This window comes from Rhizobium sp. BK538, from assembly GCF_014197575.1.
Taxonomy (GTDB): Bacteria; Pseudomonadota; Alphaproteobacteria; order Rhizobiales; family Rhizobiaceae; genus Rhizobium.
The window spans coordinates 59,161-84,739 of sequence record NZ_JACIFT010000020.1; the positions used below are offsets into that span (position 1 = coordinate 59,161).

The 25,579-nt window shown below is 59.0% G+C and carries 21 protein-coding genes and 1 riboswitch; of the genes, 14 read left to right on the plus strand and 7 right to left on the minus strand.

Annotated features, from left to right (window positions below):
* The first annotated feature begins 1,325 nt into the window (after nucleotides 1–1,325).
* Together FHX09_RS22570 and FHX09_RS22575 are read left to right on the plus strand one after the other, a co-directional pair.
* Nucleotides 1,326–2,036 carry an NYN domain-containing protein gene (locus FHX09_RS22570; RefSeq protein WP_184450684.1) on the plus strand — a complete coding sequence of 237 codons (711 nt, stop codon included), beginning with the start codon at nucleotides 1,326–1,328 and terminating at the stop codon, nucleotides 2,034–2,036.
* Nucleotides 2,037–2,344: 308 nt separating this feature from the next.
* A complete protein-coding gene (locus FHX09_RS22575) occupies nucleotides 2,345–2,764 on the plus strand; it encodes a GNAT family N-acetyltransferase (RefSeq protein ID WP_184450685.1) in 420 nt (139 codons plus the stop codon).
* A 61-nt stretch (nucleotides 2,765–2,825) separates the two neighbouring features.
* On the opposite strand, the gene FHX09_RS22580 is transcribed toward FHX09_RS22575, so the two are convergent.
* The 3 genes from FHX09_RS22580 to FHX09_RS22590 are packed head-to-tail and all read right to left on the minus strand — an operon-like array spanning nucleotide 2,826 to nucleotide 5,070.
* Complete coding sequence (locus FHX09_RS22580) at nucleotides 2,826–3,695, minus strand: hypothetical protein (RefSeq protein ID WP_184450686.1); 870 nt, start codon at nucleotides 3,693–3,695, stop codon at nucleotides 2,826–2,828.
* Between the two features lie 5 nt (nucleotides 3,696–3,700).
* The gene (locus tag FHX09_RS22585; protein WP_132593782.1) at nucleotides 3,701–4,279 is read right to left on the minus strand and encodes a hypothetical protein; all 579 of its coding nucleotides are present in this window, start codon (nucleotides 4,277–4,279) and stop codon (nucleotides 3,701–3,703) included.
* Nucleotides 4,276–5,070, minus strand: a complete 795-nt coding sequence (locus FHX09_RS22590) for a TIGR04255 family protein (RefSeq protein WP_132593784.1) — start codon at nucleotides 5,068–5,070, stop codon at nucleotides 4,276–4,278. The genes FHX09_RS22585 and FHX09_RS22590 overlap by 4 nt, the downstream gene beginning before the upstream one ends.
* A 249-nt stretch (nucleotides 5,071–5,319) precedes the next feature.
* On the opposite strand from FHX09_RS22590, the gene FHX09_RS22595 reads away from it, so the two are divergent.
* The 9 genes from FHX09_RS22595 (at nucleotide 5,320) to FHX09_RS22635 (ending at nucleotide 16,863) form a co-directional block, all read left to right on the plus strand.
* On the plus strand, nucleotides 5,320–5,811 hold the full coding sequence (locus FHX09_RS22595) for a hypothetical protein (protein WP_183721894.1): 492 nt from the start codon (nucleotides 5,320–5,322) through the stop codon (nucleotides 5,809–5,811).
* Nucleotides 5,812–6,863: 1,052 nt separating this feature from the next.
* A riboswitch (guanidine-I (ykkC/yxkD leader) is annotated at nucleotides 6,864–6,972 on the plus strand.
* Nucleotides 6,973–7,046: 74 nt separating this feature from the next.
* Nucleotides 7,047–8,120, plus strand: a complete 1,074-nt coding sequence (locus FHX09_RS22600) for a putative urea ABC transporter substrate-binding protein (protein WP_183721896.1) — start codon at nucleotides 7,047–7,049, stop codon at nucleotides 8,118–8,120.
* Between the two features lie 58 nt (nucleotides 8,121–8,178).
* A complete protein-coding gene (locus FHX09_RS22605; protein WP_132593798.1) occupies nucleotides 8,179–8,997 on the plus strand; it encodes an ABC transporter permease subunit in 819 nt (272 codons plus the stop codon).
* Complete coding sequence (locus tag FHX09_RS22610) at nucleotides 8,994–9,818, plus strand: ABC transporter ATP-binding protein (RefSeq protein ID WP_184450687.1); 825 nt, start codon at nucleotides 8,994–8,996, stop codon at nucleotides 9,816–9,818. Before FHX09_RS22605 ends, FHX09_RS22610 begins: the two co-directional genes overlap by 4 nt.
* Nucleotides 9,815–10,636 (plus strand): urea amidolyase associated protein UAAP1, encoded by an 822-nt coding sequence (locus FHX09_RS22615; protein WP_184450688.1) that lies wholly within the window; start codon nucleotides 9,815–9,817, stop codon nucleotides 10,634–10,636. The genes FHX09_RS22610 and FHX09_RS22615 overlap by 4 nt, the downstream gene beginning before the upstream one ends.
* Before the next feature lie 10 nt (nucleotides 10,637–10,646).
* Nucleotides 10,647–11,297, plus strand: coding sequence for an urea amidolyase associated protein UAAP2 (locus tag FHX09_RS22620; RefSeq protein ID WP_184450689.1), 651 nt, complete (start codon nucleotides 10,647–10,649; stop codon nucleotides 11,295–11,297).
* A gap of 2 nt (nucleotides 11,298–11,299) precedes the next feature.
* Complete coding sequence (gene uca, locus FHX09_RS22625) at nucleotides 11,300–14,839, plus strand: urea carboxylase (protein WP_184450690.1); 3,540 nt, start codon at nucleotides 11,300–11,302, stop codon at nucleotides 14,837–14,839.
* 3 nt (nucleotides 14,840–14,842) lie between these two features.
* Nucleotides 14,843–16,654, plus strand: a complete 1,812-nt coding sequence (gene atzF / locus FHX09_RS22630; protein ID WP_184450691.1) for an allophanate hydrolase — start codon at nucleotides 14,843–14,845, stop codon at nucleotides 16,652–16,654.
* 8 nt (nucleotides 16,655–16,662) lie between these two features.
* The gene (locus FHX09_RS22635) at nucleotides 16,663–16,863 is read left to right on the plus strand and encodes a hypothetical protein (protein ID WP_184450692.1); all 201 of its coding nucleotides are present in this window, start codon (nucleotides 16,663–16,665) and stop codon (nucleotides 16,861–16,863) included.
* Between the two features lie 117 nt (nucleotides 16,864–16,980).
* Here FHX09_RS22635 and FHX09_RS22640 read toward each other — a convergent pair whose 3' ends face one another.
* Nucleotides 16,981–18,546, minus strand: a complete 1,566-nt coding sequence (locus tag FHX09_RS22640) for a Fic family protein (RefSeq protein WP_184450693.1) — start codon at nucleotides 18,544–18,546, stop codon at nucleotides 16,981–16,983.
* Between the two features lie 381 nt (nucleotides 18,547–18,927).
* Between FHX09_RS22640 and FHX09_RS22645 the strand changes: the two genes are divergently transcribed.
* The 3 genes from FHX09_RS22645 (at nucleotide 18,928) to FHX09_RS22655 (ending at nucleotide 22,564) form a co-directional block, all read left to right on the plus strand.
* Nucleotides 18,928–19,266 (plus strand): recombinase family protein, encoded by a 339-nt coding sequence (locus tag FHX09_RS22645; RefSeq protein ID WP_184450694.1) that lies wholly within the window; start codon nucleotides 18,928–18,930, stop codon nucleotides 19,264–19,266.
* A complete protein-coding gene (locus tag FHX09_RS22650) occupies nucleotides 19,250–20,599 on the plus strand; it encodes a hypothetical protein (RefSeq protein ID WP_132593814.1) in 1,350 nt (449 codons plus the stop codon). Before FHX09_RS22645 ends, FHX09_RS22650 begins: the two co-directional genes overlap by 17 nt.
* Before the next feature lie 279 nt (nucleotides 20,600–20,878).
* Nucleotides 20,879–22,564 carry an adenylate/guanylate cyclase domain-containing protein gene (locus tag FHX09_RS22655; protein WP_184450695.1) on the plus strand — a complete coding sequence of 562 codons (1,686 nt, stop codon included), beginning with the start codon at nucleotides 20,879–20,881 and terminating at the stop codon, nucleotides 22,562–22,564.
* 140 nt (nucleotides 22,565–22,704) lie between these two features.
* On the opposite strand, the gene FHX09_RS22660 is transcribed toward FHX09_RS22655, so the two are convergent.
* From FHX09_RS22660 to alr, 3 genes are read right to left on the minus strand one after another with little or no spacing between them, the layout of a single operon-like run.
* A complete protein-coding gene (locus FHX09_RS22660; protein ID WP_132593818.1) occupies nucleotides 22,705–23,562 on the minus strand; it encodes a TIGR01459 family HAD-type hydrolase in 858 nt (285 codons plus the stop codon).
* A 4-nt stretch (nucleotides 23,563–23,566) separates the two neighbouring features.
* Nucleotides 23,567–24,421, minus strand: coding sequence for a DMT family transporter (locus FHX09_RS22665; RefSeq protein ID WP_184450696.1), 855 nt, complete (start codon nucleotides 24,419–24,421; stop codon nucleotides 23,567–23,569).
* The gene (gene alr / locus FHX09_RS22670; protein WP_132593822.1) at nucleotides 24,418–25,503 is read right to left on the minus strand and encodes an alanine racemase; all 1,086 of its coding nucleotides are present in this window, start codon (nucleotides 25,501–25,503) and stop codon (nucleotides 24,418–24,420) included. The genes FHX09_RS22665 and alr overlap by 4 nt, the downstream gene beginning before the upstream one ends.
* Between the last annotated feature and the right edge of the window lie 76 nt (nucleotides 25,504–25,579).

Genomic DNA, 25,579 nt, shown 5'->3' on the forward strand with positions numbered 1-25,579 from the left:
ACGAACTTGCTCCGGCGGAATCGTTCCACCGGGTTTGGGGGTCCTGGATCACTGGAACGGGAGCAGGAGAAGGAACAATGGGCGTTATCGTCGGAGTGGGAACGAACGTGTAGGGGGTTGCGATCGGCAAGTCCCACAGTTGGACCGATGGCGTCGTAGAAATATCGGCGGGAGTCGGGAGAGTCGGGGGAAGCGAGCCGGCATTGAGTTCACGCGGTGTGTCGAGGCCAGTATTAATTCCAGTATATCCGCTCGTAACGCTTCCAAAATCCGAATCGGTACGCCGATAAGAATTAAGATCACCTGCATCAGATAGTCGATCAAACGTCCATTTCTGTTCATAGAAATTTTGACGGAGATCGACAATGCCATGAAATACGTTGCCAATGGCGTAGCTAGCGACCCCATTTGCGATGACAACGCCATAAGGAACGGCCGGTGACATCGGCGGCACGGCAGTCCCCACAGCAGCTCCTCCAATCATTATTCCACCTTCGGTGAGTTTCGTCACGCCAAACTGCAGCGACGTAACGACACCGGAAGTAACTGGAGAGAGACCCTGCTGCCTATACTGATCGTAATCGTTGTACACGCCCAAAGCGGTCAGGGATCGGGAAAGATACGTTCCGAAGTTTGGAATAGCGTGCGGATCATCGCGCATCGCTTCTCGCGCCAAGTCGATAATCCCTTGGAAAAGTGAGATTCCATTCCCATTTTGCTCGTTTGTATTCACTTCATCATTGGCCATGATCGTCGTTATCCCCCATGTCTTCTGACCGGTTTAAATTGCTGTCAGTTTCGTCCTCGCTTCTCGTCCAGCGGGAAGTATAAATCTTGTCGGTTATCAGGGCCTGCCCGAGAACACCGAAGCCACAGACGAGTAGAATTATGAGCCACTCGGGAGGATTGAACGAAAAAACGATAAGCATCCCCAAGAAATAAATTAGTAACGTTATGTATATTCTAGGTTTTTTTAGCTCGTTTAAAATGAACGGCCTTTTGTCTGGATTTTTCAATTTCGCTCTGTCCTACATTTACTGCGAGTGCTTCACGTCCACATCGTATTGAAAAATGTCCCAGGGGAGTTTCAACTTTTCAAACAGATAGGTGAATCTCGCAAGGCTTGAATGCGCGTTAAATATCCACCGTTGTGTTTCTTGCAAAATAAAGGCGCGTACTTGGTAGTTTCGCGTACTATCAGCTGTCAATGAAAATTGACGCGCGCTATCAAAGAAATTCTCTTTTAAGGTGCATTTATTGCGTGATTTGGATACCTGCCCACCAGAATTAGTGCGTACTTTCGAAAATCGCTACGGAGCCTCTGCATGCCTGAATTGCGGTTACCGCGCCTCGCGGTTCTCATCGATGCTGACAATGCCTCGGCGAAGATCGTGGACGGTTTGTTTGAGGAGATAGCCAAAATTGGCGAAGCTAGCGTGCGGCGCATCTACGAGGACTTCGCGAGTGCTCGTTCGAAAGCATGGACCGACGTCCTCTCGAAGCACGCCATCATTCCGCAGCAGCAGTTCGCCTATACCACCGGCAAGAATGCTTCCGACATCACGCTCGTGATCGACGCAATGGATTTACTGCATAGTGGCCGCTTTGACGGCTTTTGCCTTGTGTCGTCCGACAGCGACTTCACCCGCCTCGCCTCACGCATCCGGGAGCAAGGCGTCGATGTGTTTGGTTTCGGCGAACAGAAGACGCCCGAGAGTTTTCGTCAGGCATGCCGACGCTTCATCTACACGGAGAACCTGCTCCCTTCTGTCGCTGCGAACGGCGCGGAGGCAGGACAAGCTGCCCCTTCACTAAAGCCGCCAAGCGCCGCCACGCCCATCATCAGAAAGGTGATTGCGCAGATGGAGACCGAGGATGGATGGGTGCCGCTTGGCGCAGTTGGAACGCAGCTCGCCAACCTGGCATCTGACTTCGATCCACGAACGTTCGGCTTCAAAAAACTAAGTGACTTGGTCAAGAAGACAAACTCGTTCCTATGCACAGGGGTTGCGATCACGCGACCACCAGGAGCGTAATTCATCCACCAAAGCACTCCCGTCGAAGGCAGCCAAGGCAATGGAAATTCCCCATCTCCGAAATCCAGGAACACCGAGCGGTTCCCTTCCCTCCAGCGTTCGATGATCGCGGAGGCACGATCAGACAGGAGCCACGCGCGTGCCTCGGTCTTAGCCGATGGAGCATAGAGCAACGCATCGCGGAATGAAGAAAGGTCGCGTTTCAGCCGATTGCCGTTCACGATCCACACCATGCGTCCGTAAAACGTGTCGCGAGACGGCCGCGATGGACCGCCCCTATAATCGTTCTATTGCGAGAGGCTGCTGATTTGAAGCTGGTACGGGTATCGAGCGAATCTGAATGGGAGGCGTATCATCAGATTCGACGGCATGTGCTGTTCGATCTGCGCGGATTGTCTGGATACGACGATCACCATCCTGACGACAGAAAGCCGGAGCATCTTCCGCTGGTTTTTGTCGATGGCAATGAGTGCATCCGTGCCGTCCGTCTTGATCTCACCGGGGACGGGAATGGGGTCGTTCGCACGGTTGCAATCGTTGCGGAGCGCCAGCGGCAAGGTATCGGCCGAGCCATGATGACCGCCGTTGAGAGACTAGCCGTGGCTCACGAGGCAGTCAGGCTAGAAGCCCACGCATCGCCCGACGCAGTGGGTTTCTATTGCAAAATTGGCTGGGAAATTGTCGATGCACACCGGCCTAATCCTCTTATGGCAAAGCTTTTGAAATGACCGCTTACGGGCCGACGGCGGCGAGGTTATCTTGACAGGTCCATTTGCTGAAACGTCACACCTAGACTGCGCCCGGTTCTGAACCGGGCTCAGGCATTGGGGGTTCCGACAGATAATCCAGGTCAACGGGCATGCTGAGTTCCCATTGCCTCGCAGTGATCTCGTCTCGGTTACTCGCGACGAAAAGAGGGGTCGCCTTGCTGAAAGCCGCAGGCCATTTGAACTTGGGAGCATCCTCCAAGGTCTTCAGCTCCGCGATGATCTCGGCTCTTGTCGCTTCCATGGCATCCTCGTCTTCGAGGACTGCGATGATCCGGATCGTAGGTTTCTCGACGTCGAAGTTCGGGCTGGCGGCGACACGGAAGCCGTAGATCGATCTGTAAATCCGGCCCTGGTCCGATTCCTTGTTATGTTTTGATTTGGACTGATCGCGGATTGCTCCCAGTGTCGGATTGAGTGCGCCAGGAAAGGCGAAGCGGCCGTACCTGCGCTCGAGACGACGGCCGAATTTCGCGCGCCCGATTTCCGTCCGGAAGCCGTCGTGGCGCTTGAGCTTCGCGAGGGTGGCTTTCTGGATGGTCGTAGCCATCGTGAGGTCTACGACATGTTGAGGCGACGGAGGATGCTCGAGCTGAGCCGTGGATGGGGTCGCGCCAACGTTGGTGTCTTCGAGCTTTTTCTCGTTTTCTAGTTTTACCAGTGGGGCTACCACAACATGATGACGGTCGCCTTTGCCGATATTAACGATGTCGCAGGTCTGGCTGATGACCACCCAGCCCGCGACTTCTTCCATCTCGGCGTCATAGCCCTTTTCGTCCAGTTGCCCTGACGGAAATGCGGGGAAATCTAAAGTATAATCCCCCTGTCTCCACTGGCGTACGGCCTCTATGGCTTCTTTCGAGAGACCGTTTTCAACTTCACTTTCCGCCATGCATCCTACTTCTTACGGTCTCTCAGCCTACCGACCACCTTACGGGCCGGAAAACCTTCGTTGTCTCCGAGTGGGCTGCCAGACAGCGCGTTGACGGTCTCGGTCCAATGGTCTTCTTGCCCCGGCAGCTTATTAACGACGCCCTTCCAGAAATTATCGATGTTGCCTGCCCCCTGTCCGGCCGTTTTCTTGGCCCTTTCGAAATCAAGGTTCTTTAGGAGCTTGAACACAGCACCGTCCTCTGCCTCGAGTACGGTTTTCGTGTCAGCCTGACTTCCTCTATCAATGTATGCAAGAGCGTCGTACATACGGCCGATATCTCGGATAGTCCTATCACCGGGCGCAACCCCGTTGATCCAGTTGTGAACCGATACTCGCGAGCAGCTCAACAGTTCGGAAATCCTAGTCCAGGAATAGCCCGTGATCCGCTTCAACTCGTGAAGCTGGGTGTAGGTACGCTTCTCTTCGGGGTTCGCCTGGCTCGGTACTATTTCCGAGCCCGTGCCCCCGCGCCAGAAGGATGCCGGAACTACGATGGTGTTTGTCGTACGAGAGTTTGCAAAGTTTCTCATCGGAAGCGTCATTGTTGTTCTTTCCCGTATTTGACAAGGAAGTCATCGGTCACCGACCACATGAAGATGGAGTAGGCCCGACCTGCAAGAGCGAGAACCTGCGACTTCACCGTCTCGGCACTATATTCCATCATTTCTGATTCCCGGAAGATGTAGGAATCCACATCTAGGAACCACGAAGGGTGTTGGATGGCCGGCATGATATCGGGATCGTGCGTGCCGTCCTTGGGCAGATGCCCCCATCGGACCTGCACCGCGCCCTCACGGGTATCGGCTTCGAATTCGGAAATGACGTGCTTCGTATTTCCGACTACGTCCTTGATCCCCGCCATTTCGGGACGCAGCATCCCTTTCATCGACTCACCGCCTTCTAGGGAGACCTGGTCGACATACCTGACGCCCACCCTGGCGATATGGCTTGGGTTAATCGTCTCTTCCAGCTGGGTGAGGATAAAGCCGAACCTCTCGACGAAATCCTTCCTCGAAACGTATTTCGTCGTTTCCAGGGAGAGAAACGTATCGGACATCGACACGCGCCAGTTCTTTTGCGGGTCGTAGTACCTCCATACGGTCGACGAGACCATTCGCTGCGGGCCGATTACGAACGTGTTGATTACGTCGCTTTGCGCCAGAGGATAGGTTCGCCTGATCCGCTCCTGAAACGGCGCGACAAATGCCTTGTCCTGCATAGACAGGATTTCGGGGAAGCGGATTTGCGCTACCACGCGGGCGAGCGGTGCATTCGCCAGAGGAACCTCGATGGGTTCATCTCCGTATAGCGGGTCGGTGACGTTTTGGCTCATGACGTACTCAAGTGATTGATGTGGCAATTGCTACTATAATAATGTAAAGCAAATCGTAAAGCGGCAAGTTCTAGCCGGCACGAAATTATATCCTGGACCATCGGAAGCGGTCACGATGCAGTCGGCGGCGTCGAGCCAGTGCGGGTGATCTCGACCAGTTTGCGCCGCGCGTATGCGCCGCAAGCCTGCCGCCGCATTGAATCAGGAATGGTAACAATTTACGCCTTCACGAACAGATGGGGACATTTCATGTATCAAAATTGGTTTTACGTCGGAGCGGTCATTGTTGCTGCTTCGATTGCTTGGTTGGCGTTGGAAGTCATCGGCAGCAGTCGGGCAAAGAAGTCCGGGGTACGAAAGACCGGCGTCGCCGTGCGTGTCGCTCTCATTGTTGTTCTCATCGCGACCGTCGGTACAACTTACTGCTATCTGAACATCTATCAGGACTACGGGCTGTCATCACGCGCTGAGCTTCCGGCCGCCATCAAGGCGATAGCCGACGCGAAAGCTGCCAAAATTGCCGCCGATGCCAAGGCAATGAAGGATGCCGAGGAAAAGGATGCTGCCGAAAGGGCTCGCCTTCTCGCGGAAGCGGATCGGCAGCAAAAGGTCGCCGCCGCGAAGAAGGAAGCTGAGGATAAGCGTTGCGGCATGGGCGCTGTTGTGTCAGCGAATTCTCGCTACGAACTGCGCCAGGAACCGAGGGACGACGCTGAAAAATTTCTGAACGTCGTGGCATAATTAAAGGTCAGTTGGTCCCGCTCTTCAGCGACGCGTCGAACTCGTCCATGTCTTCGCCAGCTAGAAACGCCCTTGCACGCATCATGTAGTATGATCGGACCGCATTTCTTGCTTCCGCGGAGATACCGTCGAAACCCGGGATTGTCGGGGTATTGCATGCGAAACATCATCAACGCGATCTCTTCGACCTGCTTCTCGTCAGGCGCTTCCTTCTTGATTGGCAGCTCCGCGTCCTGTCGAACTTTATCGCCCAGCTGAACGATCCAGCCATTCACCATCCTTTTGAACGATGGCACGAAAATGTAGAGCGCCCCAACGATGACGATCCAGCCGACAAGATTTTCCATTACGACCCCCCAGCCTGACAGAGATTCTCGTAGCAACCGAGAAACCCAACCGCAAGTAGATATCGAAATCGCGCCGGCAGCCGTGCCCTGTGAAGGAGGCCTTCCATTTTAACCGCATCACAGGCACCTTCGGCTCGTCATTGAAGATTCTACTTTCGGTACAGCTATGGACGTAAAATCGAACGAACACGCTACGTTAACCCAAACGTCGTTTTCTTTCTTATCGCGTAGAGTGCATAAAAATAGGCGCTAATAGCGGTTAGCATTAGCGGCAAAGGTCCTACCGCCAATGGCATTATCGCGCACCATTATCTGGTATTCTTCCGTCATACAGCCTCACCCCGCGTCTCTCCCGTCCTGTTCGCCACGGAACCCTTCCTGTTGCTAGTTTAACGCGAAAATGATTGTCAAGAGATGGATTGTAAGATTATTCTTATTCCCGTTTATATTGCACTTGCATGGATTTTGGTGCTCAATCCGCCCCGAGACCAACCCAGGGCCTGAGCATCTGCCCCCTTTGACCTTGTCTGCTGCATGCTGATGCGCCCGCACGATGCGCGACTGATAAGATGCGCGGCGCTGGCCAATTCTTGCTCAAACATTAGGCATTTGCCGCCGAGTGTACACAGTCGTGAATCGCCCTGGGCCCAGAAGTGATAAAAATCAATAATTTATAATTTGGCACACCTCTTGCTTCGAAAATGGTGAGTTGGTGGCTAGGGTTCCGGCGCTTCAAGAGCGTGCTGGTCCGAGAGCTGCCGTCGGCGGGGGAGAAATCCCGTCGGGTGCACGGCGGGACAAAAGCCCGGGAGACCTCGTAAGCCAAGGGATTGGCGGCACGATGGTCATTGCCGATCCCTTTTGAAGAAAAGCAAAAGGGGAATTTCAATGCAGACTTTTTCGAAGATCCTTTCCATCACCGCCCTCTCCGCTTCGTTGGCGCTGGGATTTGGCTCCATCGCCAAGGCCGCGCAGAAAACCGAATTCAAGGTGGCGTGGTCTATCTATGTCGGCTGGATGCCGTGGGGCTATGCCGCCGATCACGGCATCGTCAAGAAATGGGCCGACAAGTACGGCATCAAGATCGATGTCACGCAGTTCAACGACTACGTGGAGTCGATGAACCAGTATACGGCGGGCGCCTTTGATGCCGTGACGCTGACCAATATGGACGGACTGTCGATCCCGGCCGCCGGCGGCGTCGATACAACCGCCGTCATCGTCGGCGACTTCTCGAACGGCAATGACGCGGTCATCCTGAAGGACAAGGCAAGCCTTGCCGATATCAAGGGCCAGAACGTCAACCTCGTTGAATTCTCCGTCTCGCACTATCTCCTTGCCCGCGCACTCGAAGGCGTCAAGCTGACGGAGCGCGACGTGAAGGTGGTCAACACGTCCGATGCCGACATGGTTGCCGCCTACAAGACGCCCGATGTCACCGCCGTCGTCACCTGGAACCCGCTGGTGTCGACGATCCTGGAAGATCCGACCGCCAGGAAGGTCTTCGACAGCTCACAGGTGCCGGGCGAGATCATCGACCTGATGGTCGCCAATAGCGGCGTGCTGAAGGACAATCCGAATTTCGGCAAGGCGCTTGCCGGCATCTGGTATGAGACGGCCGCCCTACTGCGCGCCGATACCGCGGAAGGCAAGGCAGCCCGCGAGGCGATGGGCTCGGCGTCCGGCACCGATCTGGCCGGTTTCGAAACCCAGCTTGCCGCCACCAAGCTCTTCGACAAACCGGCTGACGCCGTTGCCTTCACCGCCTCGCCCAGCCTGCCGAAGACCATGGATCTGGTGCGCAACTTCCTCTTCGAGAAGGGCCTTCTCGGCAATGGCGCGCCGTCTGCCGACGTCATCGGCATCGAAATGCCCGACGGCAAGGTTCTGGGCGACAGCGGCAATGTGAAGCTGCGCTTCACGGAGACCTACATGAAGGCAGCCGCCGACGGTTCGCTCTGACCGCAACAGGAGGCGCGGTTTGCCGGCGCCTCCTCCCCTTTACCAGCGGAGCATTCCCATGCGTTGGATCAACACGAGGCCGAGCCGTGGCGCGCAGTTTGCCTTGATGCTGCTGCCCTTCGTGCTGCTGGCCCTTGCCTATGTCTTCGGCTCGGCCGCGCGACTGGCGCAAAACGCCAATGACAAGCTTTTGCCGAGCCTTGCCGGCTTTGCCGATGCGATCAACCGTCTGGCCTTCGTCGCCGACCAGCGCACCGGCGAATTTTTGCTATGGTCGGACACCGCAGCAAGCCTGATACGGCTGCTCTCAGGCCTCAGCATCTCGACGGCAATCGCGCTCCTGATTGGCATGCTGATCGGCATGCTTCCCTATCTCAGAGCACTGCTCGCGCCGTTCATCGCCGTCATTTCCATGGTACCGCCGCTCGCGCTCCTGCCGATCCTGTTCATCGTCCTGGGGCTCGGCGAAACGTCGAAGATCGCCCTGATCGTCATCGGTGTCGCGCCGACAATAATCCGCGATCTGGCGCTGAAGGCGCTGGAATTGCCTCGCGAGCAGATCGTCAAGGCCGAGACGCTCGGCGGCTCCTCGTGGCAGATCGGCCTGCGTGTCGTGCTGCCGCAGATCCTGCCGCGGCTGATCACCTGCCTCAGACTGCAGCTTGGTCCAGCCTGGCTCTTCCTGATCGCAGCCGAAGCGATCTCCTCGGATTCCGGCCTCGGCTACCGCATCTTCCTCGTCCGCCGCTATCTCTCGATGGACATCATCTTCCCTTATGTCGTCTGGATTACCCTGATTGCCGTTGTCATGAACGCGCTGCTCGATCGCCTGCGCATCGCCGTCTTCCCTTGGTCGGAACTGGAGAAGCAGGCATGAGCGAACTGAAGGTCGAAAGAGTCTGGAAGGAATACGGCGACCAGATCGTGCTCGAGGACGTATCCCTGACCGTCGCCTCGCGCGCCTTCGTTGCCCTTGTCGGCCCCTCCGGCTGCGGAAAGAGCACCTTCCTGCGCATGCTGCTCGGCCAGGAGCAGCCGACGAAGGGAAAAATCCTGCTCGACGGCGAGCCTCTACCAGCGGAACCGGGACCGGATCGTGGCGTCGTCTTCCAGCGCTATTCCGTCTTTCCGCATCTGACCGTGCTCGGCAATGTGTTGCTCGGCAAGGAATTTTCCGCCGCGCGATATAAGGCCAAACTCTTCGGCACCGCACGCCGCAACGTCATTGAGGAAGCACGCCAGCTGATCGCCGATGTCGGCCTCGCCGGCTGCGAAGGCAAATATCCAGCCCAGCTTTCCGGCGGTATGCAGCAGCGCCTCGCGCTTGCCCAGGCGCTCATCATGAAGCCGAAGGTGCTTTTGCTCGACGAGCCCTTCGGCGCACTCGATCCCGGCATCCGTCATGAAATCCACACGCTGATGAAGCGGCTCTGGCACGAAACGCAGATGACCGTGATCATGGTTACCCACGACATGCGCGAAGCCTTCACGCTTGCAAGCCGCGTCGTCGCCTTCGAGCGACGCCGCGACCGGCCGGAGGAGAAGGAGCGTTACGGCGCGACCATCACCAAAGATATTTCCATCTGGCCGCCGCGCCTTGCCGGACAGTCGCCAGTCTTCAGCCCCGACCGGGACGGCCCGGTCGCTTCCATGGGGCACCGCCGGGACGACCTGGCACCGCCAGGAGAGATGCAATGATGCATGTGAGACGCTCGCCCGTGGAAATCGCCGCAAATCGCGCGCGCTATGAGGAGCATCAGAAGAAGGGGCTGGAATTCGCCCCCAGGGCCCTGCCCGACCCGAGCCCGCTGCCGGCGCCGGCCATCGCCGCGGCCGCCGTTATCCACCAGGAGACTGTCCCGGGCGGCTGGTACTGGTCGACGAAGCTGTTGCGTGGGGAAGCGATCCGCATCGATCAGGCTGAAGGCAATTCCACAGTGGCGCTCGTCGCCTGGAATGCCGCCGACACCAGCGAGCGGATCAATCTCGTCGATACCGCCAAAGTCCAGTGGACGACGGCCCTCGGCAAGGGGCGTGTGATCTTCTCCGACATGGGCCGCGTCATGTTCTCGATCATAGAGGACAGTTCTGGCGCCCATGACTGCCTTATGGGCGGTTCGACGGCTGCCTCGAACGCGGCGAAATATCCGGGCGAAAAGACACGCAACACCCGCGATAACCTGATCCTCGCCGCCGTCAAGCTCGGCCTCGACCGCCGCGACATACCCGGCATCCTCAGTCTCTTCGCGCCGGTGCGCCTCGCCGAGGCCGGCGGCTTCGGCTGGCATGGCAAGCGCTCCAAGAGCGGCGACTATGTCGAGCTGCGCGCGGAGATGGACATGCTGGTCGGCTTTTCCAATTGCCCGCATCCGCTTGATCCCGATCTCACCTACCAGCCGAAGCCGGTTGTCATCACCCGCTACAAGGCCCCGGTCCCGGCTGCGGATGATCTTTGCCGCACGGCGACGGCCGAAGCCCTGCGCGGTTTTGAAAACAACGCCCTGATGCAGGCCTGAGGAGACGATGATGTCCGATTTCATCCAGACTTCTCCCGCCCGCAGCGTCGAAAGTGCCCTGCAGGATCACTTCATTGCGGCGGAAGCCCCATGGTCCGGCATCGTTCGCAAGGGTCAGACGATCCGGATCGAGGATAGCTACGGCCAACAGGCAATCGACACGCTCTTCTACCGGGCCGATGATTTCTCGGAGCGCTATTCCAACCAGGATACCATGCGCGTGCAGGGTAGCGCCTATGTCGGTATCGGCACGAAGATCATGTCGAATGAAGGTAATGTCATGCTGACCATGACGGCCGACAGCTGCGGCCGCCACGACACTTCGGCCGGTGCCTGCTCCTGCGAGAGCAACACCGTGCGCTTCGGTCACGGAACGAAATACCTGCATGCCTGCCGCGACAACTTCGTTCTCGAAGTCAGCAAACACGGGATGAGCAAGCGCGATATCGTACCGAACATCAACTTCTTCATGAATGTGCCGATCAAGCCCAATGGCGAGATGACGATCGTCGACGGCATTTCCGCACCGGGCGATCATGTCGAGCTCGTCGCCCAGATGGACGTGCTCTGCATCATCTCCAATTGCCCGCAGATCAACAACCCCTGTAACGGCTTCGATCCGACGCCGATCCGGGTCTTGATCTGGGATGGCGAGGACTGAGCATGTTCAAGAAAGTCCTGATTGCCAACCGGGGCGAAATCGCCATCCGGGTCATGAAGACCCTACGGCGGATGGGCATTGCCTCGGTCGCCGTCTATTCCGATGCCGACCGTTTCGCCAAGCCCGCGATGATGGCCGATGAAGCCGTTCGCCTCGGGCCGGCACCGGCCAGCGAAAGCTATCTCAATGTCGAGGCCGTCATCGCTGCCTGCAAGGCGACGGGGGCGGAGGCAGTGCATCCAGGCTACGGTTTCCTGTCGGAAAATATCGGCTTTGCCGAGCGCCTCGCCGCCGAAGGCATCGCCTTCATCGGCCCCCGACCCGAGCACCTTGCTGCTTTCGGTCTCAAGCATACAGCACGCGAACTCGCCGAAGCGAGCTGCGTACCGCTCCTGCCCGGCACCGGCCTACTCTCGAGCGCCGAAGAAGCGCTTTCGGCGGCAGAGACGATCGGCTATCCCGTCATGCTGAAGAGTACCGCTGGCGGCGGCGGCATCGGCATGCAGCTCTGCGCCGATCCAGCGGGCCTCAAGGCTTCGTTCGAAAGCGTGCAGCGCACCGCGCGGGCAAGCTTCGGCGATGCGCGCGTCTATATCGAACGCTTCGTGGCGAAGGCACGGCATGTCGAAGTACAGATCTTCGGCGATGGCAAGGGCAAGGTAATTGCACTTGGCGAGCGAGACTGCTCGTTGCAGCGGCGAAACCAGAAGGTGGTCGAGGAGACCCCTGCTCCCGGCCTTTCGGTCGAAACCCGCGCCAGTCTGCACAGGGCAGCCGTCAACCTTGGCACTGCCGTCTCCTACGAATCCGCGGGCACGGTCGAGTTCATCTACGATCCCCTGCGTGAGGAGTTCTATTTCCTCGAGGTCAATACCCGCCTGCAGGTCGAGCATCCCGTGACGGAGGCCGTTTTCGGTATCGACCTCGTCGAATGGATGATCCGCCAGGCCGCAGGCGAGGACCTGCTCTCGGGCGCCGAGGCTCTGCAGGCGAAGGGGGCGGCCATCGAAGTACGCGTCTATGCCGAGATGCCGCATGCCGATTTCCGCCCAAGTGCCGGCCTGCTAACCGAGGTCGCCTTTCCTGAGGATGCCCGCATCGACGCCTGGATCGAGACCGGGACGGAAGTGACGCCCTTCTACGATCCGATGCTCGCCAAGGTCATCGTCTGCGCCGAGGATCGTCGAACGGCAATCGAGAAGCTGAAGACGGCACTTGCCGGCACGTCGATATCGGGCATCGAGACCAATCTCGACTATCTTCGCGCCATTGCCAGCTCCGAGCTCCTCGCGAGCGGTAAGGTGGCGACGACGGCGCTGCGCGACTTTTCCTTCGTGCCTGACGTCGTCGAGGTGATCGCGCCCGGCGCACAGTCGAGCATTCAGGAACTGCCGGGCCGGCTTGGCCTCTGGCATGTCGGCGTGCCGCCGAGCGGCCCGATGGACGAGCGTTCGTTCCGTCATGCCAACCGTCTTGTCGGCAACGACGACATGGTCGCGGCGCTAGAGCTGACGGTCTCCGGTCCTGTCCTGAAATTCCATAAGGATACGCTGGTCGCGCTTGCCGGTGCCAGGATGGCGATGAGCGTCGATGGTGTAAGGCTGTCCCATGACGAAGCGGCGACCATCCGCGCCGGCCAGACACTCTCGATCGGTAGCATCTCCGGGCCGGGGCAGCGGGCTTATCTCGCTGTTGCAGGTGGTTTTGCTGCTCCCGTCGTTCTCGGCTCGCGCGCCACCTTCGGCCTCGGCCAGTTCGGCGGCAATGCCACCGGCACGCTGAAAGCCGGCCATGTGCTGCGCCTTGCCCGGCACGCCGCCGCCGAACCGTCGAAGCCGGCTACCGATCCGGTGGAGTTGACGCGCGAATGGGATGTCGGCGTTCTTTACGGTCCGCACGGCGCTCCTGATTTCTTTCAGGACGGCGATATCGAGACCTTGTTCTCGACGAGCTATGAGGTGCATTTCAACAGCGCCCGCACCGGTGTGCGCCTGATCGGTCCCGCACCGAAATGGGCGCGCAGCGATGGCGGCGAGGCCGGTCTTCATCCCTCCAACCTGCACGACAATGCCTATGCGGTCGGCGCGATCGATTTCACCGGTGACATGCCGATTATCCTCGGGCCTGACGGGCCGAGCCTTGGCGGCTTCGTCTGCCCAGCGGTGATTGCCCGTGACGAACAATGGAAGATGGGGCAGTTCAAACCCGGTGATCGCATCCGCTTCCATCCCGTCATGCGACCTGAAGATCCGATTGCCGGTCCAGCGGTGCATCGTGCGAAGGAAGAAACAGGATCGCCGATCGTCGGCCACCGCCACGACGGGCCTGTCTCGGTCGTCTACCGCCGCCAGGGCGATGACAATCTGCTGGTCGAATACGGGCCGATGACGCTCGATATCGCCCTGCGGCTGAGGGTGCATCTCTTAATGCAGGCCGTATCGCAGGCGCGCCTGCCCGGGATCATTGATCTCACGCCCGGCATCCGTTCGCTACAGATCCACTATGACGGCACGGCGCTGCCCCGCAACCGCCTCCTCGGCCTGCTGGCCGAGATCGAGGCGAGCCTGCCGGCGGCGCAAGACGTCAAAGTGCCGAGCCGCATCGTGCATCTGCCGCTCTCCTGGAACGATCCGGATGCCGAACTTGCCATGCGCAAGTATCAGGAGCTCGTCCGGCCAAATGCGCCCTGGTGCCCTGATAACATCGAGTTCATCCGCCGCATCAACGGGCTGGCGGACGAACAGGCGGTGCGCGACGTCGTCTTCGATGCCAGCTATCTCGTGCTCGGCCTCGGCGACGTCTATCTCGGCGCGCCGGTCGCCACACCGGTCGATCCGCGCCACAGGCTGGTGACGACGAAGTACAATCCAGCCCGCACCTGGACGCCGGAAAATGCCGTCGGTATCGGCGGGGCCTATATGTGCATCTATGGCATGGAAGGACCCGGCGGCTACCAGCTCTTCGGCCGCACCATCCAGGTGTGGAACACCTGGCGGCAGACGCCGGTTTTCGCGAAGGACAAGCCGTGGTTGCTCGATTTCTTCGATCAGATCCGCTTTTTCCCAGTCAGTCACCAGGAACTGGCGCAAGCCCGCAGCGCCTTCCCGCATGGCGGCTATCCCGTCAGGATCGAGGAGACGGAGTTCTCCTATGGCGCCTATGAGAGGGAGTTGCGGGCGAATGCCACTTCGATCGGGAGCTTCAAGGCAAGCCAGCAGGCTGCCTTTGATGCGGAGCGCGAGCGCTGGAAAGCGGCGGGCCTCGACAGCTTCGTCATGGACGAAGGAACCGGCGAAAGCCCGGATGGGGATATTCCCGAAGGCTGCTTCGGCGTTGCCAGCGCAGTGCCCGGCAATATCTGGAAACTTCTGGTCGAGCCGGGCGCGCCGGTCGCGGCCGGCGACACGCTCGCAATCATCGAATCCATGAAGATGGAAATCAACGTCACCGCACATGCACCGGGCCGCGTCCGCGACCTGCGCGCCGGGCCCGGACGAAACGTCAACGCGGGCGATATCATCGTTGTTTTGGAGGAGTGCTGATCCATGCTGCCGACCATTCTTGATCTGACAAGCCTTCGGTCAGCCTATGCGGCTGGTCAAAGCCCGCTCGACGTTATCGAGACCGTTATTGCCCGTCAGGCAGCTTCGACGGATCCGGCAATTTTCATCACGCCGACACCCGAGGAAGCATTGCGCACCGAAGCACGCGCTCTGATGGAACGGGCGCCGGCGCCAAACAGCCTGCCACTTTGGGGCATTCCCTTTGCCGTAAAGGACAATATCGACGTGGCGGGTCTGCCGACCACGGCCGCCTGCCCTGCCTTCGCCTATCAGCCTGACTATGACGCAACAGTCGTTGCAAGGCTGCGGGCGGCAGGCGCGATCGTGATCGGCAAGACCAATCTCGACCAGTTCGCGACCGGCCTGAACGGTACGCGCTCGCCGCATGGCGCGCCGCGCTCGGTCTTCGACAAGGATTATGTTTCGGGGGGATCGAGCTCGGGCTCGGCAGTTGCCGTCGCCTCGGGCCTGGCGAGCTTCGCGCTCGGCACCGACACGGCTGGCTCTGGCCGCATACCAGCTGCCTTCAATAACCTCGTCGGAATCAAGCCGACACCGGGGCTGGTGCCGAATGTCGGCGTGGTGCCTGCCTGCCGCAGCGTCGATGTCGTCACCGTCTTTGCCGCAACGGTCGGCGACGGCGTCACGATCCGCAAGGTGATGGAAGGGTACGATGCCGCCGATCCGTTCTCGCGTAAGGCGTCGCCCACCAACCTGCCCACCTCCGGTTTGCGCATCGGCGTGCTCGACACAGCCGAACGGGAATTCTTCGGCAACAGGCACGTCGAGGCTCTCTATGATGCGGCAATCGAAAGGGCGCGAGCACTGGGCGCCACCATCGTTCCCTTTGACTACGCGCCGTTCCGGGAGGCCGCCGAACTGCTCTACAACGGTCCTTGGGTTGCCGAACGGCTGGCTGCGGTCAAGGACTTTCTTGTCACCAACGCGAGTGACTTCGACCCGACGGTTCGCACAATCATCGAGGGCGCGAAAGCCTATGACGCGGTCGCTGCCTTCGGTGGCAGATATAAGCTCGAAGCATTGCGCCAAAAGACCGGAAAGGAGTGGGAGAAGGCTGATATCCTGATGTTGCCGACCTCGCCGACCACTTATACGGTTGAAGAAATGACGGCGGATCCGATCGCCAAGAACGGCCATTTCGGTCGGTACACCAACTTCGTCAATCTGCTCGACTGTGCGGCGATCGCCGTTCCGGCCGGCTTCGACGCAGACGGCCATCTGCCGGCCGGCGTGACACTGGTCGGGCCGGCGTTTACCGACGACGCCCTCGCCCCCTTCGCCGACGCTATGCATCGCACCTTGAACGCGGGGATGGGCAAGGATCGCCTGGCGCCAATCCCCGAGGCAAGCCGCGTGCCGCAGGCCGATGACGGCTTGGTGCCGATCGTCGTCGTCGGGGCGCATCTCACCGGCATGCCCCTCAACCACGAACTGACCCGACCAGGCGGCAAGCGCGTCAAATCCTGTCGTACTGCGCCGGATTACCGCCTGTTCGTCCTGCCCGATACCGTACCGCCGAAACCGGGCCTAATCCGCCAACCGGGCTTTGCCGGCAAAGGGCTCGAAGTTGAGGTCTGGAAAGTGACGCCGGAGGCTTTCGGGCGTTTTGTGCAGAACATCCCGGCCCCGCTCGGCATCGGCAAGGTAACTCTCGATGACGGTTCCCAAACTTCCGGTTTTCTCTGCGAAGCTCATGCCCTCGAAGGTGCGCGCGAGATAACGGAACTCGGAGGCTGGCGCGCCTACATCGCAAATCAAGGGATGGGTAAATGAAAAACAGCTTGAAGGATCGTCTCAAAAAGCTCCTGTTAGCGCTGCTGGCGGGGCTTGAGGCGGAAGTGCCTTTCGACGGTTCGGTCGCGGAATATGGTAATCGATTGTCGGGGCAGGCCTTCATCGCCACGACGAATCGCTTAGCGACGGCACTGGGCGTCGAAGCGTCGGATGTGCTGAAGCGATCGCCGCGGCAGCGACAGACGTGACCTGTCGAGACGAACGAATAGAGCAACTGATAAGCGGACTTCCAGACGTTGTGTCAGACAGTAGAAAACCCTCAAGTCAACGTCAGCTGATCGTGCATTTTCGGTGAGCGTCGAGGTCTAGTTGTCTTTGCGCGCCGCCGTAGCTCCCGCAGGTGGTGGTGGCGCGTCGACCAGCTCGGAGACAAAGTTCGTGAGAGGCACGATGTTTTCGTGCTGGCTCGCCTCCTTAAGGGCGTTCATGTACTCGTCACGGCGCGCGACAGGTATGACGGTCCACGGCGCTCCGCTTTCGGCCAGCAGGGCGTTCATCATGAAGCGCGCTATCCTCCCGTTTCCGTCCGGGAATGGATGAATGTAGGTGAATAGGAACGGGGCGAGGATTGCCTTCACGCGCGCATCGGATTCCTCCGAAATGCTCTCGAACAGTGCGTCCATGGCGTCGGCGATTGCACGCGGCGGTAAGGGGACATGCGAGGATCCCCGCAGATACACATTGTGCGATCGGTAACCCGCGAGTTGGTGCGCCTTGATGATACCCGCGTTTACCGAAGGGCTGAACATGGCTCGGAACCAATCCTGGTGCCGTGCCTCGAGCAGTTCGCCGGTAGGTGCTCCATCAAGGATCTTCCTGATGTCACCGCGCACCTCCTCAAAAGCCAGTCTGTATCCCTTGGCGGCGAGCGCGTTCTTGGTCTCGTGGTCCTGCGCGTCCTCGTCCGGTTTCCATTGACCGTCCTGTACCCTCTGGATCAGCTCTTCCGACACCTCGTAACCCTCGATCGAAAGCGAGTTCAGGGCGTCTGCCACATAACGCTCATCAATGTCCGCGATATATCCGTCACGGTCGTTAATACGCACTTGCTCGAATCCGATGTGATTGAGGGCGTCTTTCCCCATTTTCGCCCAGAGGTTCTTGATCCGGGTAGCGCACGGCGCCTGAGTTCGTCGCGCATCCAGCGTGACCAGATCGACTGCAGGGTCGAAAGGGTTGTCCTCGTGCGGGTTGTAGCCGGCCGATTCCAGCGTCTTGATGATCGTGTCCGCGTCCCTTGTCCTGCCGAGATGGCGCAGGGCTCCCGCGATGCGACCGCCAACGTGGCTCCGGCCGCCGTCCAGGAGGTATTGCAGCAGCGTGCTTGTTCCGCGGATTGAGCCAATGACGGCGACGACATCGGTCGCTGACGTTCTCCACGACTCCGGCGACAGGTTGCAGATCGCCTCCTCCATCGGCATCAATCTCAATCGCTGTCTCATCTCGGCGGGCTCGTTTTCCTTTGAGCGCAGCAGATAGAGCGACGTATTGCTCGGTAGTTTCACAAGTTGATTATTCGCCTTAGAGCTTCTGACGATGACCTGCCCGGGAATGGAATGATTTTCGGACCATAGAGCCACGGATGCCTCCGCGGACAACCGCCATTCACCCGCGAAGCGGTCGTCGAGATACCTGGCAACGAACTCCCAGTAGACTGTGCTCCAGGCCGCATCGATCCTGTTGTTGGCCGACGGTCGCGAGTTCACCGCAAGCCAGCCCTTCATAATTTCTTCGAGGAACCCATTGTCCTGTAGTCGTTCCCGGTGGACACGGCTGAGCTCTTCCGATTTCACCACCGATCGGGTGCCGTTCTGCGTCACTCCCCTCAGCTCAGCCAGGGATGCCGCGAGCAGTTCGTTGGGTTTCGCCATGTTGGCCTCCGGCGGTGTGCGAGTGGTAAACCACTACTTCCGTGCATTGCTGTTGCACTAATTTGATGTCCTTGACAAACACTAATATCTTGCATTTGAATCACACAAATTTCAAGTTATTGAACTACACTAGTTTTGCGAGTTTGAACTACACTAATTTCACGCCTTGGATTCAAACTAAAATTCGGCCTTGCCAAGAACCGTTTCGCAAGGCGCTTTGCGTCCCTCTTTTTCATGGTCATCGAATTTCGCGCCGCCATCCAAAAATCCTTTCAAAAACCGCTGCCTTACGATGGAGTATTGATTGTGAAGGGATTTTCACCTTGATTCGTCACGTGAGTCGGCGCGCTTGCGCAAACTTCCGTTTTTGAAAGGACCTCGATGCTGATCGGCTACGCCCGGGTGAGCAAGGGAGACCAGCAATCGAACAAGCAGGCACGTGCCCTGTCCGAGGCTGGCTGCAAGCGCCTGTTCGAGGAAAAGGCGTCCGGTGGGCGTTGGGATCGGCCAGAACTGCATCGTATGCTCGATCGGCTTGCGCGACGGCGACACCGTAAGCTCGACCCGACGAAACGCCGCGAGATCGCCGAAAGCGTCTTGTGCGGACGCAAGAGCGGCGCCGAAATGGCGAGGCTTTACGATATCAGCGAACCGACCGTTTCGCGCATCGTCGCCGAACACCGCAAGAAACTGGAGACCAGCCGTGCCGACCAGTCATGACCTCAAGGGACTGATGAAGTTCCTCACCCGCGACGAATGGCGCGAATGCTTCGATGAAGTACTTTCTGACCATTTCGGGCCGATCCTGGATGCCGGCGATATGGATTTCGAGGATATTGTCGAAATCCTCGGTGAGGTTTGGGCCATGACGCTCTGGGGCTGCGCCTTCGAGGATTTCCTCACCCAGGACTTCGAGGTCGAGGGCGGCAACATCGTCGATGAATATCTCAAACGCCGCGGCTGGAAGGAAAACGCACAGGCAAAGGCTTACATGAAAGCGCTGCGGACCTCCGTCATGAGCCTGTATGAGGTCAGGGAGATCGAGCCGGGGAAGTCGCTCATCGCGCGCGACCTTATTCGCGGCGGCGAGCCGATCGCCGTCAGCGAGGGAACGGCGACGAAGACGCTGAAACAGTGGGACCGGATCGCCGCCCGCATCGTACCTGTTATGGGAAAGAATGTCTTCGCCGGCGGTCTTCTGCCCTTCACGCCGCAGGCCACCGACGCGCTGTTCGACGGCCTGCGACAGATGTTCGGCAAAAAGAATGCGAAGAAGCTACCGGTCATCAAGGACGACGATCTACAGGCGGCAGCCTCCATATTCACCCTGTCGTGGCTGTTCGACACACTTGAGCGTGCCATGGGCCTGCCAGCGATCCAGAACGGCGATGGAGATGATCTCGTATTCCACGATGTCAGGTTTCCCCTGGCGTCCGGAACTGCGCAGAAGGATGTTGCAGCATCGGTGAACACCATTGCCGGCATGTCGCAGGAAAACGCAAAATTCTGGAATTGGCTTGAGCAAGAGCCGAAGAACAAGGCCCGGAAGCGCACGGGCCAGGCCTTCGACACCACGATGGACAACGGCGCGCGCGTGCTGGGCAATATCGAATTGAAGGGAAAATTCCTGCATCTGTCGACCAACTCGGCCGAACGCGCTCAAAAAGGAACAACTCTGATCCAGCAGGCTCTCGGTGCTCTCGTTCGCGCGCCGCTCACCGAAATCCGCACGGTCGAACAGATGATGACCGAGCGGCCGGCCCGCAAAAAGGAAAACCCCGCATCTGACATCCCGCCCGAAATTGCCGAGCAGGTCATTCACCAGTTCATGGATCGACAATATCGTGAAACTCTTGATCAGCCGGTTGGAATGCTCGGCAACAAGACGCCGCGTCAGGCCGCGAAATCAGCCTCGGGCCGCCATAAGGTCGCCGAATGGCTCAAATATCTCGAAAACCAGTCTTTAAAGCAGCCCGACGCCGCAGACCCGATGGCAACTTACAGTTTCGAGTGGATGTGGCACGAACTCGGTGTCCTTGATCTTCGCCAATAACCGCTACCGTAGTTCTGTGGCCCAATAATGTACTGCGGCCTGGGCTGATGCTACCTCCCGAGGAGCGCTAGTTTTGCTACTGGAGTCTTCTCTCAATAGGACCGTACCGCATGCCGTGTAGAGCGGTGGTTCGATTACCATCGATGCCGAGTAACGACCGTCAAGGCATCATCTTCGTTTGTCAGCCCGCCGCCCCTTCCGACGACGGACCAACGGTTCTGTGTTAGTCTCTCTCCCAAACGTTGTAGATGCGATCTGTGGGAGCTACTCGGAGGGCTAATGGCGAGCGTTCCTGTCAAGCGGCGGCTGGCGGCAATCATGGCCACGGATGTCGTTGGTTATTCCCGCCTCATGGAGAGTGACGAAGAGGCGACCCTTGCTCTGGTCAAGGCGATGCAGGCCGACGTAATCACGCCGAACATAGAGCGCAACGGCGGCAGGATATTCAAGCTGGTTGGGGACGGAACTTTGTCTGTGTTCGATTCCGTCACGGGGGCAGTCGAATGCGCAATGGCAATCCAAGGCGAACTAGTTCACCGAGAGCCGGACGGCGGTCGCCTAACTCTCAGAATTGGGGTCAATCTTGCCGACGTTTTGGTCGACGGCACAGACTTGTTCGGTGACGGAGTGAATGTCGCTTCACGCGTTGAAGCAAGTGCCTTGCCCGGCGGCATATGCATTACCGATGGTGTCTACCACCAAATCGCCGCGCGGATCGGCGCGGAGTTCGTGGAGGGTGGAGACAAACGTCTGAAGAATATCGAGCGACCCGTTCGCGTCTGGCATTGGCAACCGCGTCACTCGGCCACGGAGAAAGCGGTGCCCTGGCGTGGTGCCGAATCGGCAGCATCGCGGGCCTCGGGGAAAGTCCTAGTCAGAGTTGCGGTCACGTCCTCGGCGCTTCCCCATCAGCAGGAGGCTCTGGGTCTGATCACCTCCAGCCTCGAACAGTTCCTCTCGGATCGGCACTGGATCGACGTCGCCTCCGCCTCGACGGCTGAAATGGGCAGCCGTTCCCACGACTACACGGTCAGCGTCGGCGTTCATGGGGCGGGTCCGTTCCGGTTGAACTTCAGGTTCCAGCACACCTGCGCCACGTCCATCCTCTGGTCGAGGGCCTTCGAGCTTCCTGCGGATTGCGATATCGACGCCATCGAATCGGTGGCGGCGGCGATCGTCTCGCTGGTCGTGGACAAAGTACTGTCCACTGCATCACAGGCCATTGCGAAGAAGCCGGAGGCTTCCTGGTCGGCATACGAGAATTTTCTGTACGGCAGGATGCTCGACGCGAAACATCTGCTGCCCGAAGCAGAACGCTTCTTCCAGAAAGCGACGGAACTCGATCCGGCGCTCATCGACGCGCATGCCATGTATGCCATTGCACTGACTTATTCCTTCTCCTCGGAAGGCGTGATCGAGCGACTGCATCGCGCCGAAGAAATCTCTCGCATTGGCCTGCGGCTCGACAATAACCATGCCTTCTCCCACTACGCCGCGGCATTGGTTCAATTGGCGATGCGAAACTACGATGGCGCGGAATCCCACTATGTCAAAGCACGCGACCTGGCGCCAGGCGACGTGGAGATCCGCGCCGATCATGCTGAGTTGCTGCACTACATCGGTGATCTGGGAAAGGCTGTAACCGAAATCGAGGAATGCTTCAGGAAGTCGAAATATCCGCCTGTGTGGTTCTGGACAGTCAGGGGTATTATCCGGTTTCAGCAAGGCCGTGTGGCTGATGCGGTCGAGGATTTCGAGAATATTCCCAAAAAGTCGTGGCGGACCCTGATCCTGCTTGCCGCAGCTCATGCTCTGCGCGGTGACGAAGTACGACGGCGGTACAATGAGGTGGAGGCGCGCAGCCTCCAGCCGCGGCTGAGCCCAGAGTTGGTGCAACGAACATTTCCCTATCGCGACGAAGGTGCACTTGCGAAGATCCTTGCCGCGTTCGGAACCGCCACCTAGGTGTTTTGATACATTCACACCGAACGCCGATAACAGGCGCGACCCAATTGTCAGAGCTGGGTGAAATCGCGAGCCCGTCTGATATAATTTCGCGCTTGAGGGCCATCTCGTTTTTCAACCCGCCTTACGAGGAATTCGCCTTAGTTCCAGGAAAGTCTGTGCAACAGGAAATTGGGCAAGGCTCCATGCTGTTCGTAAAGAGCAGCTAGCAGTCCATGATCGGGATAGCCGTTCGGACATGCCTCGACGTGATGAACTCCGGTCATCACGAGCGCTGAGCGTATGCCGGCTCGATTGGCGCCGGAAATGTCGGTGGCGAGACTATCGCCAATCGCGATCACGGCGGTTGCCGGCAGATCGAGAACTCGTAGAGCGCTTTCATAGGCAAATGGTTCCGGCTTTCCGAAGCGGATCACCCTACCGCCGATTGCTTCGTATCGCGCAGCAAGCGAGCCAGCACAACGGATCCTTTGCTCGGCGAGCATGACCTCAAGGTCCGGGTTTGCGCAAACCATTGGCAATCCCTGCTGCCGCGCCTGCTGCAACAAAGAGTCGCTCTCCTCCATGTTGCCGGTCGCCAGGATGAAATCGGCTTCCTTGATCTCCGCGACACGCTCAAGCGCTAGCCCATCAAGAAGGTCTGCGAGATCGGGCGGCCCGGCGTGCCAATAGCGCCTGCCGCCAGGCGCTCGGGAGGTCCGCCCGCTACCACCAAGCGCCGCACGAGCCATCTCTCCCGAGGTGATAAGGCCCTGATAAAGATCAGGCCCGAGGCCCATGTTTAAAAGACGGGAGGCGACCGCAGCAGCGCGCCGCGGCGAATTGGACAGCAAGCATATGCGCATACCGGCCGCACGCATTCTGGTGAGCGCCTCGTGAACCGGTTCGTAAAGTGTTGCGCCGTCATGGATGACGCCGAAGATATCGAGTACCACGCCCCGAAAGGACTGAGCTATAGCCTTTATCGTTTGCTCATGCGGCAAGCGGCCAGTCTGCATCGGACTAATCCTCAAGATTGCGGCTGCGCTTAAGCGGCGCTGCAAGGTGAACAAGGACGGCCGTTAGAATAATACCTGCTCCGGCGATCGTTTCCGTTGCGGGCACGTCGGAAAACGCGAGCCACACCCACAGAGCCGATAGCGGCACTTCGGAAAGCGAGATCAGCGCGATTTCGGCAGGCTGCAACCCGCGTGACCCGATGGCGAAGAAGAGGAGCCCCAGCGTCATCTGCACAAGGGCGAAGCAGGCAAGGACAGCGCCCTGCCCTGCGGAAACCTCAAGTGAAGGGGCAAGCATCGCGCCGGCGATCCCGGCAAAGCCGTTGGACAGGGCCACCAGAAGCAGGCTCGATGATTGCGATCGCCCAAAAGCGATCGTCATCAACGCCATGAACGTCGTCATCAGAAGTGCAAGGCCGTCTCCCTCAATGCGCACACCGGATGATGCCGAGCCGGAAAAGATCACCGCAGTCCCAATTCCAGCCATCGCGCATAGGCCGGCAGTAGACAAGGATATAGGTTCCTTGATCGTCAGCCGCGCAAACAGTGTCGTCAGCAAGGGCAAGGAGCCGTGAATGACCGCGACGTTGGCGACGGAGGTCAGGCGCAGCGCCGGAATGAAGGCGAGCATCGCGGCGGCCGACAGCATGGCCGCAGCAAGACCAGCTCGATCGAGCTCCGTGACGCCTCGATTGGGCATGACCAGCATAAGTGCGCAGGTAAAAACGAGAGCAAAGAGGCTGCGCCAGAAGACGACCGCCCAGACGCCGGCCTCGATCAGGCCCATGAACAGGCCCGCGGTGCTGAAAAACACGGCGGACAACAGCGCGTGAAACTGGGCTCGTCGTTCTGCGCTCATGGGTGTCGTCCAGAAAGTGCCAAACGGTATCGGCGGGCGCATGAGGCACCGGTGCGGACCAGGATTTCCTGTGCCACGGTCGCGGCCGAGCGCGCCATATGTTCGGGCGGTGCCGTCGCACTGATGAAATCCACGAAGGCGCCGATGCGCGCGAGCTTGGCCGGTAGGTCGGTCAGGTCGATGGCGCAATATTCCATCGATACGCGTCCGATGACCGGCACGGAGCACCCGGCAAACTCAGCAGACAGGCGGTTCGCGACCTGCCAGGCGAGGCCATGCCTGTAGCCGATCGCGACGATACCGAGACAGGTCGGCCGATCTGCGAGAAATGTTCCCATATACCCGACGGGTTCGCCGCGCTGGACGTGTCGGATGTCGATCAGGCGGGCACTGAGCCGGACGACAGGTTTGAACGGATTTGGCTCGAGGCCGGCATTGTTGAGCCCGTAAAGTGCCGACCCAACGCGCACCCTGTCGAAATGATAGTCGACGCCGAGCGAAACACCTGCCGAGGCAACGAGACTGCGCGGTGTCGAAGGCGCCAGCATCGCGCACATGCCGACAAAACGGTCCTTCTGCAGTCGGTTGCGCGGGTTTCCAGCGTCATCGGCGCAGGCAAGATGGCTCATCACCAGTTCCGGCACCTGCAGCTTTGCGTGAAGGAGCGAACGAACCTCGTCAAACCTCAGGCCAAGCCGCCCAAAGCCGGTTTCGAGATTAAGAATATAGGGGATTGCCGCCGACGTGGCCTGAGCCACCTCGGCCAGCGTGTTGCAGACCGGTGTGAGGCGGCTTTCCCGATAAGCTTCGAGGCTGCCCTTTCGCAAGCCTTCGAGAATGGCAATGTCGGCCTGCGTCAGAAGACGGCGGACGCGGATTGCTTCCTTTATGCTCGCGACGAAGAAGCTCGTGCAACCGGCGTCCCAAAGCGGTCCGATCACCCGCTCAAGTCCCAGCCCATAGGCGTCACTCTTGACGACCGCGCTAACGCCCACAGCCGGCCCCACCAATGACCGCATCACCAAGAAATTGGTTTGGATCGCCGTCAGGTCGACGGATAAGACAGGCTTATATGATCGCATGAACAACTACCTGTGATGGTGCCGATGGCACGTCGTATCTAATGGTTGCAATCTACAGCGAACAAGCGCATGATGC

Excerpts from the sequence above, each read along its gene's own strand:
- FHX09_RS22610 (WP_184450687.1), top strand. The coding sequence starts at position 8,994 with ATGAGCGAACTGAAGGTCGAAAGAGTCTGGAAGGAATACGGCGACCAG.
- atzF (WP_184450691.1), top strand. The coding sequence starts at position 14,843 with ATGCTGCCGACCATTCTTGATCTGACAAGCCTTCGGTCAGCCTATGCG.
- FHX09_RS22655 (WP_184450695.1), top strand. The coding sequence starts at position 20,879 with ATGGCGAGCGTTCCTGTCAAGCGGCGGCTGGCGGCAATCATGGCCACG.
- FHX09_RS22605 (WP_132593798.1), top strand. The coding sequence starts at position 8,179 with ATGCGTTGGATCAACACGAGGCCGAGCCGTGGCGCGCAGTTTGCCTTG.
- FHX09_RS22665 (WP_184450696.1), bottom strand. The coding sequence starts at position 24,421 with ATGAGCGCAGAACGACGAGCCCAGTTTCACGCGCTGTTGTCCGCCGTG.
- FHX09_RS22580 (WP_184450686.1), bottom strand. The coding sequence starts at position 3,695 with ATGGCGGAAAGTGAAGTTGAAAACGGTCTCTCGAAAGAAGCCATAGAG.
- FHX09_RS22595 (WP_183721894.1), top strand. The coding sequence starts at position 5,320 with ATGTATCAAAATTGGTTTTACGTCGGAGCGGTCATTGTTGCTGCTTCG.
- FHX09_RS22585 (WP_132593782.1), bottom strand. The coding sequence starts at position 4,279 with ATGACGCTTCCGATGAGAAACTTTGCAAACTCTCGTACGACAAACACC.
- alr (WP_132593822.1), bottom strand. The coding sequence starts at position 25,503 with ATGCGATCATATAAGCCTGTCTTATCCGTCGACCTGACGGCGATCCAA.
- FHX09_RS22620 (WP_184450689.1), top strand. The coding sequence starts at position 10,647 with ATGTCCGATTTCATCCAGACTTCTCCCGCCCGCAGCGTCGAAAGTGCC.
- FHX09_RS22640 (WP_184450693.1), bottom strand. The coding sequence starts at position 18,546 with ATGGCGAAACCCAACGAACTGCTCGCGGCATCCCTGGCTGAGCTGAGG.
- FHX09_RS22615 (WP_184450688.1), top strand. The coding sequence starts at position 9,815 with ATGATGCATGTGAGACGCTCGCCCGTGGAAATCGCCGCAAATCGCGCG.
- FHX09_RS22660 (WP_132593818.1), bottom strand. The coding sequence starts at position 23,562 with ATGCAGACTGGCCGCTTGCCGCATGAGCAAACGATAAAGGCTATAGCT.
- FHX09_RS22590 (WP_132593784.1), bottom strand. The coding sequence starts at position 5,070 with ATGAGCCAAAACGTCACCGACCCGCTATACGGAGATGAACCCATCGAG.
- FHX09_RS22570 (WP_184450684.1), top strand. The coding sequence starts at position 1,326 with ATGCCTGAATTGCGGTTACCGCGCCTCGCGGTTCTCATCGATGCTGAC.
- FHX09_RS22600 (WP_183721896.1), top strand. The coding sequence starts at position 7,047 with ATGCAGACTTTTTCGAAGATCCTTTCCATCACCGCCCTCTCCGCTTCG.
- FHX09_RS22645 (WP_184450694.1), top strand. The coding sequence starts at position 18,928 with ATGCTGATCGGCTACGCCCGGGTGAGCAAGGGAGACCAGCAATCGAAC.
- uca (WP_184450690.1), top strand. The coding sequence starts at position 11,300 with ATGTTCAAGAAAGTCCTGATTGCCAACCGGGGCGAAATCGCCATCCGG.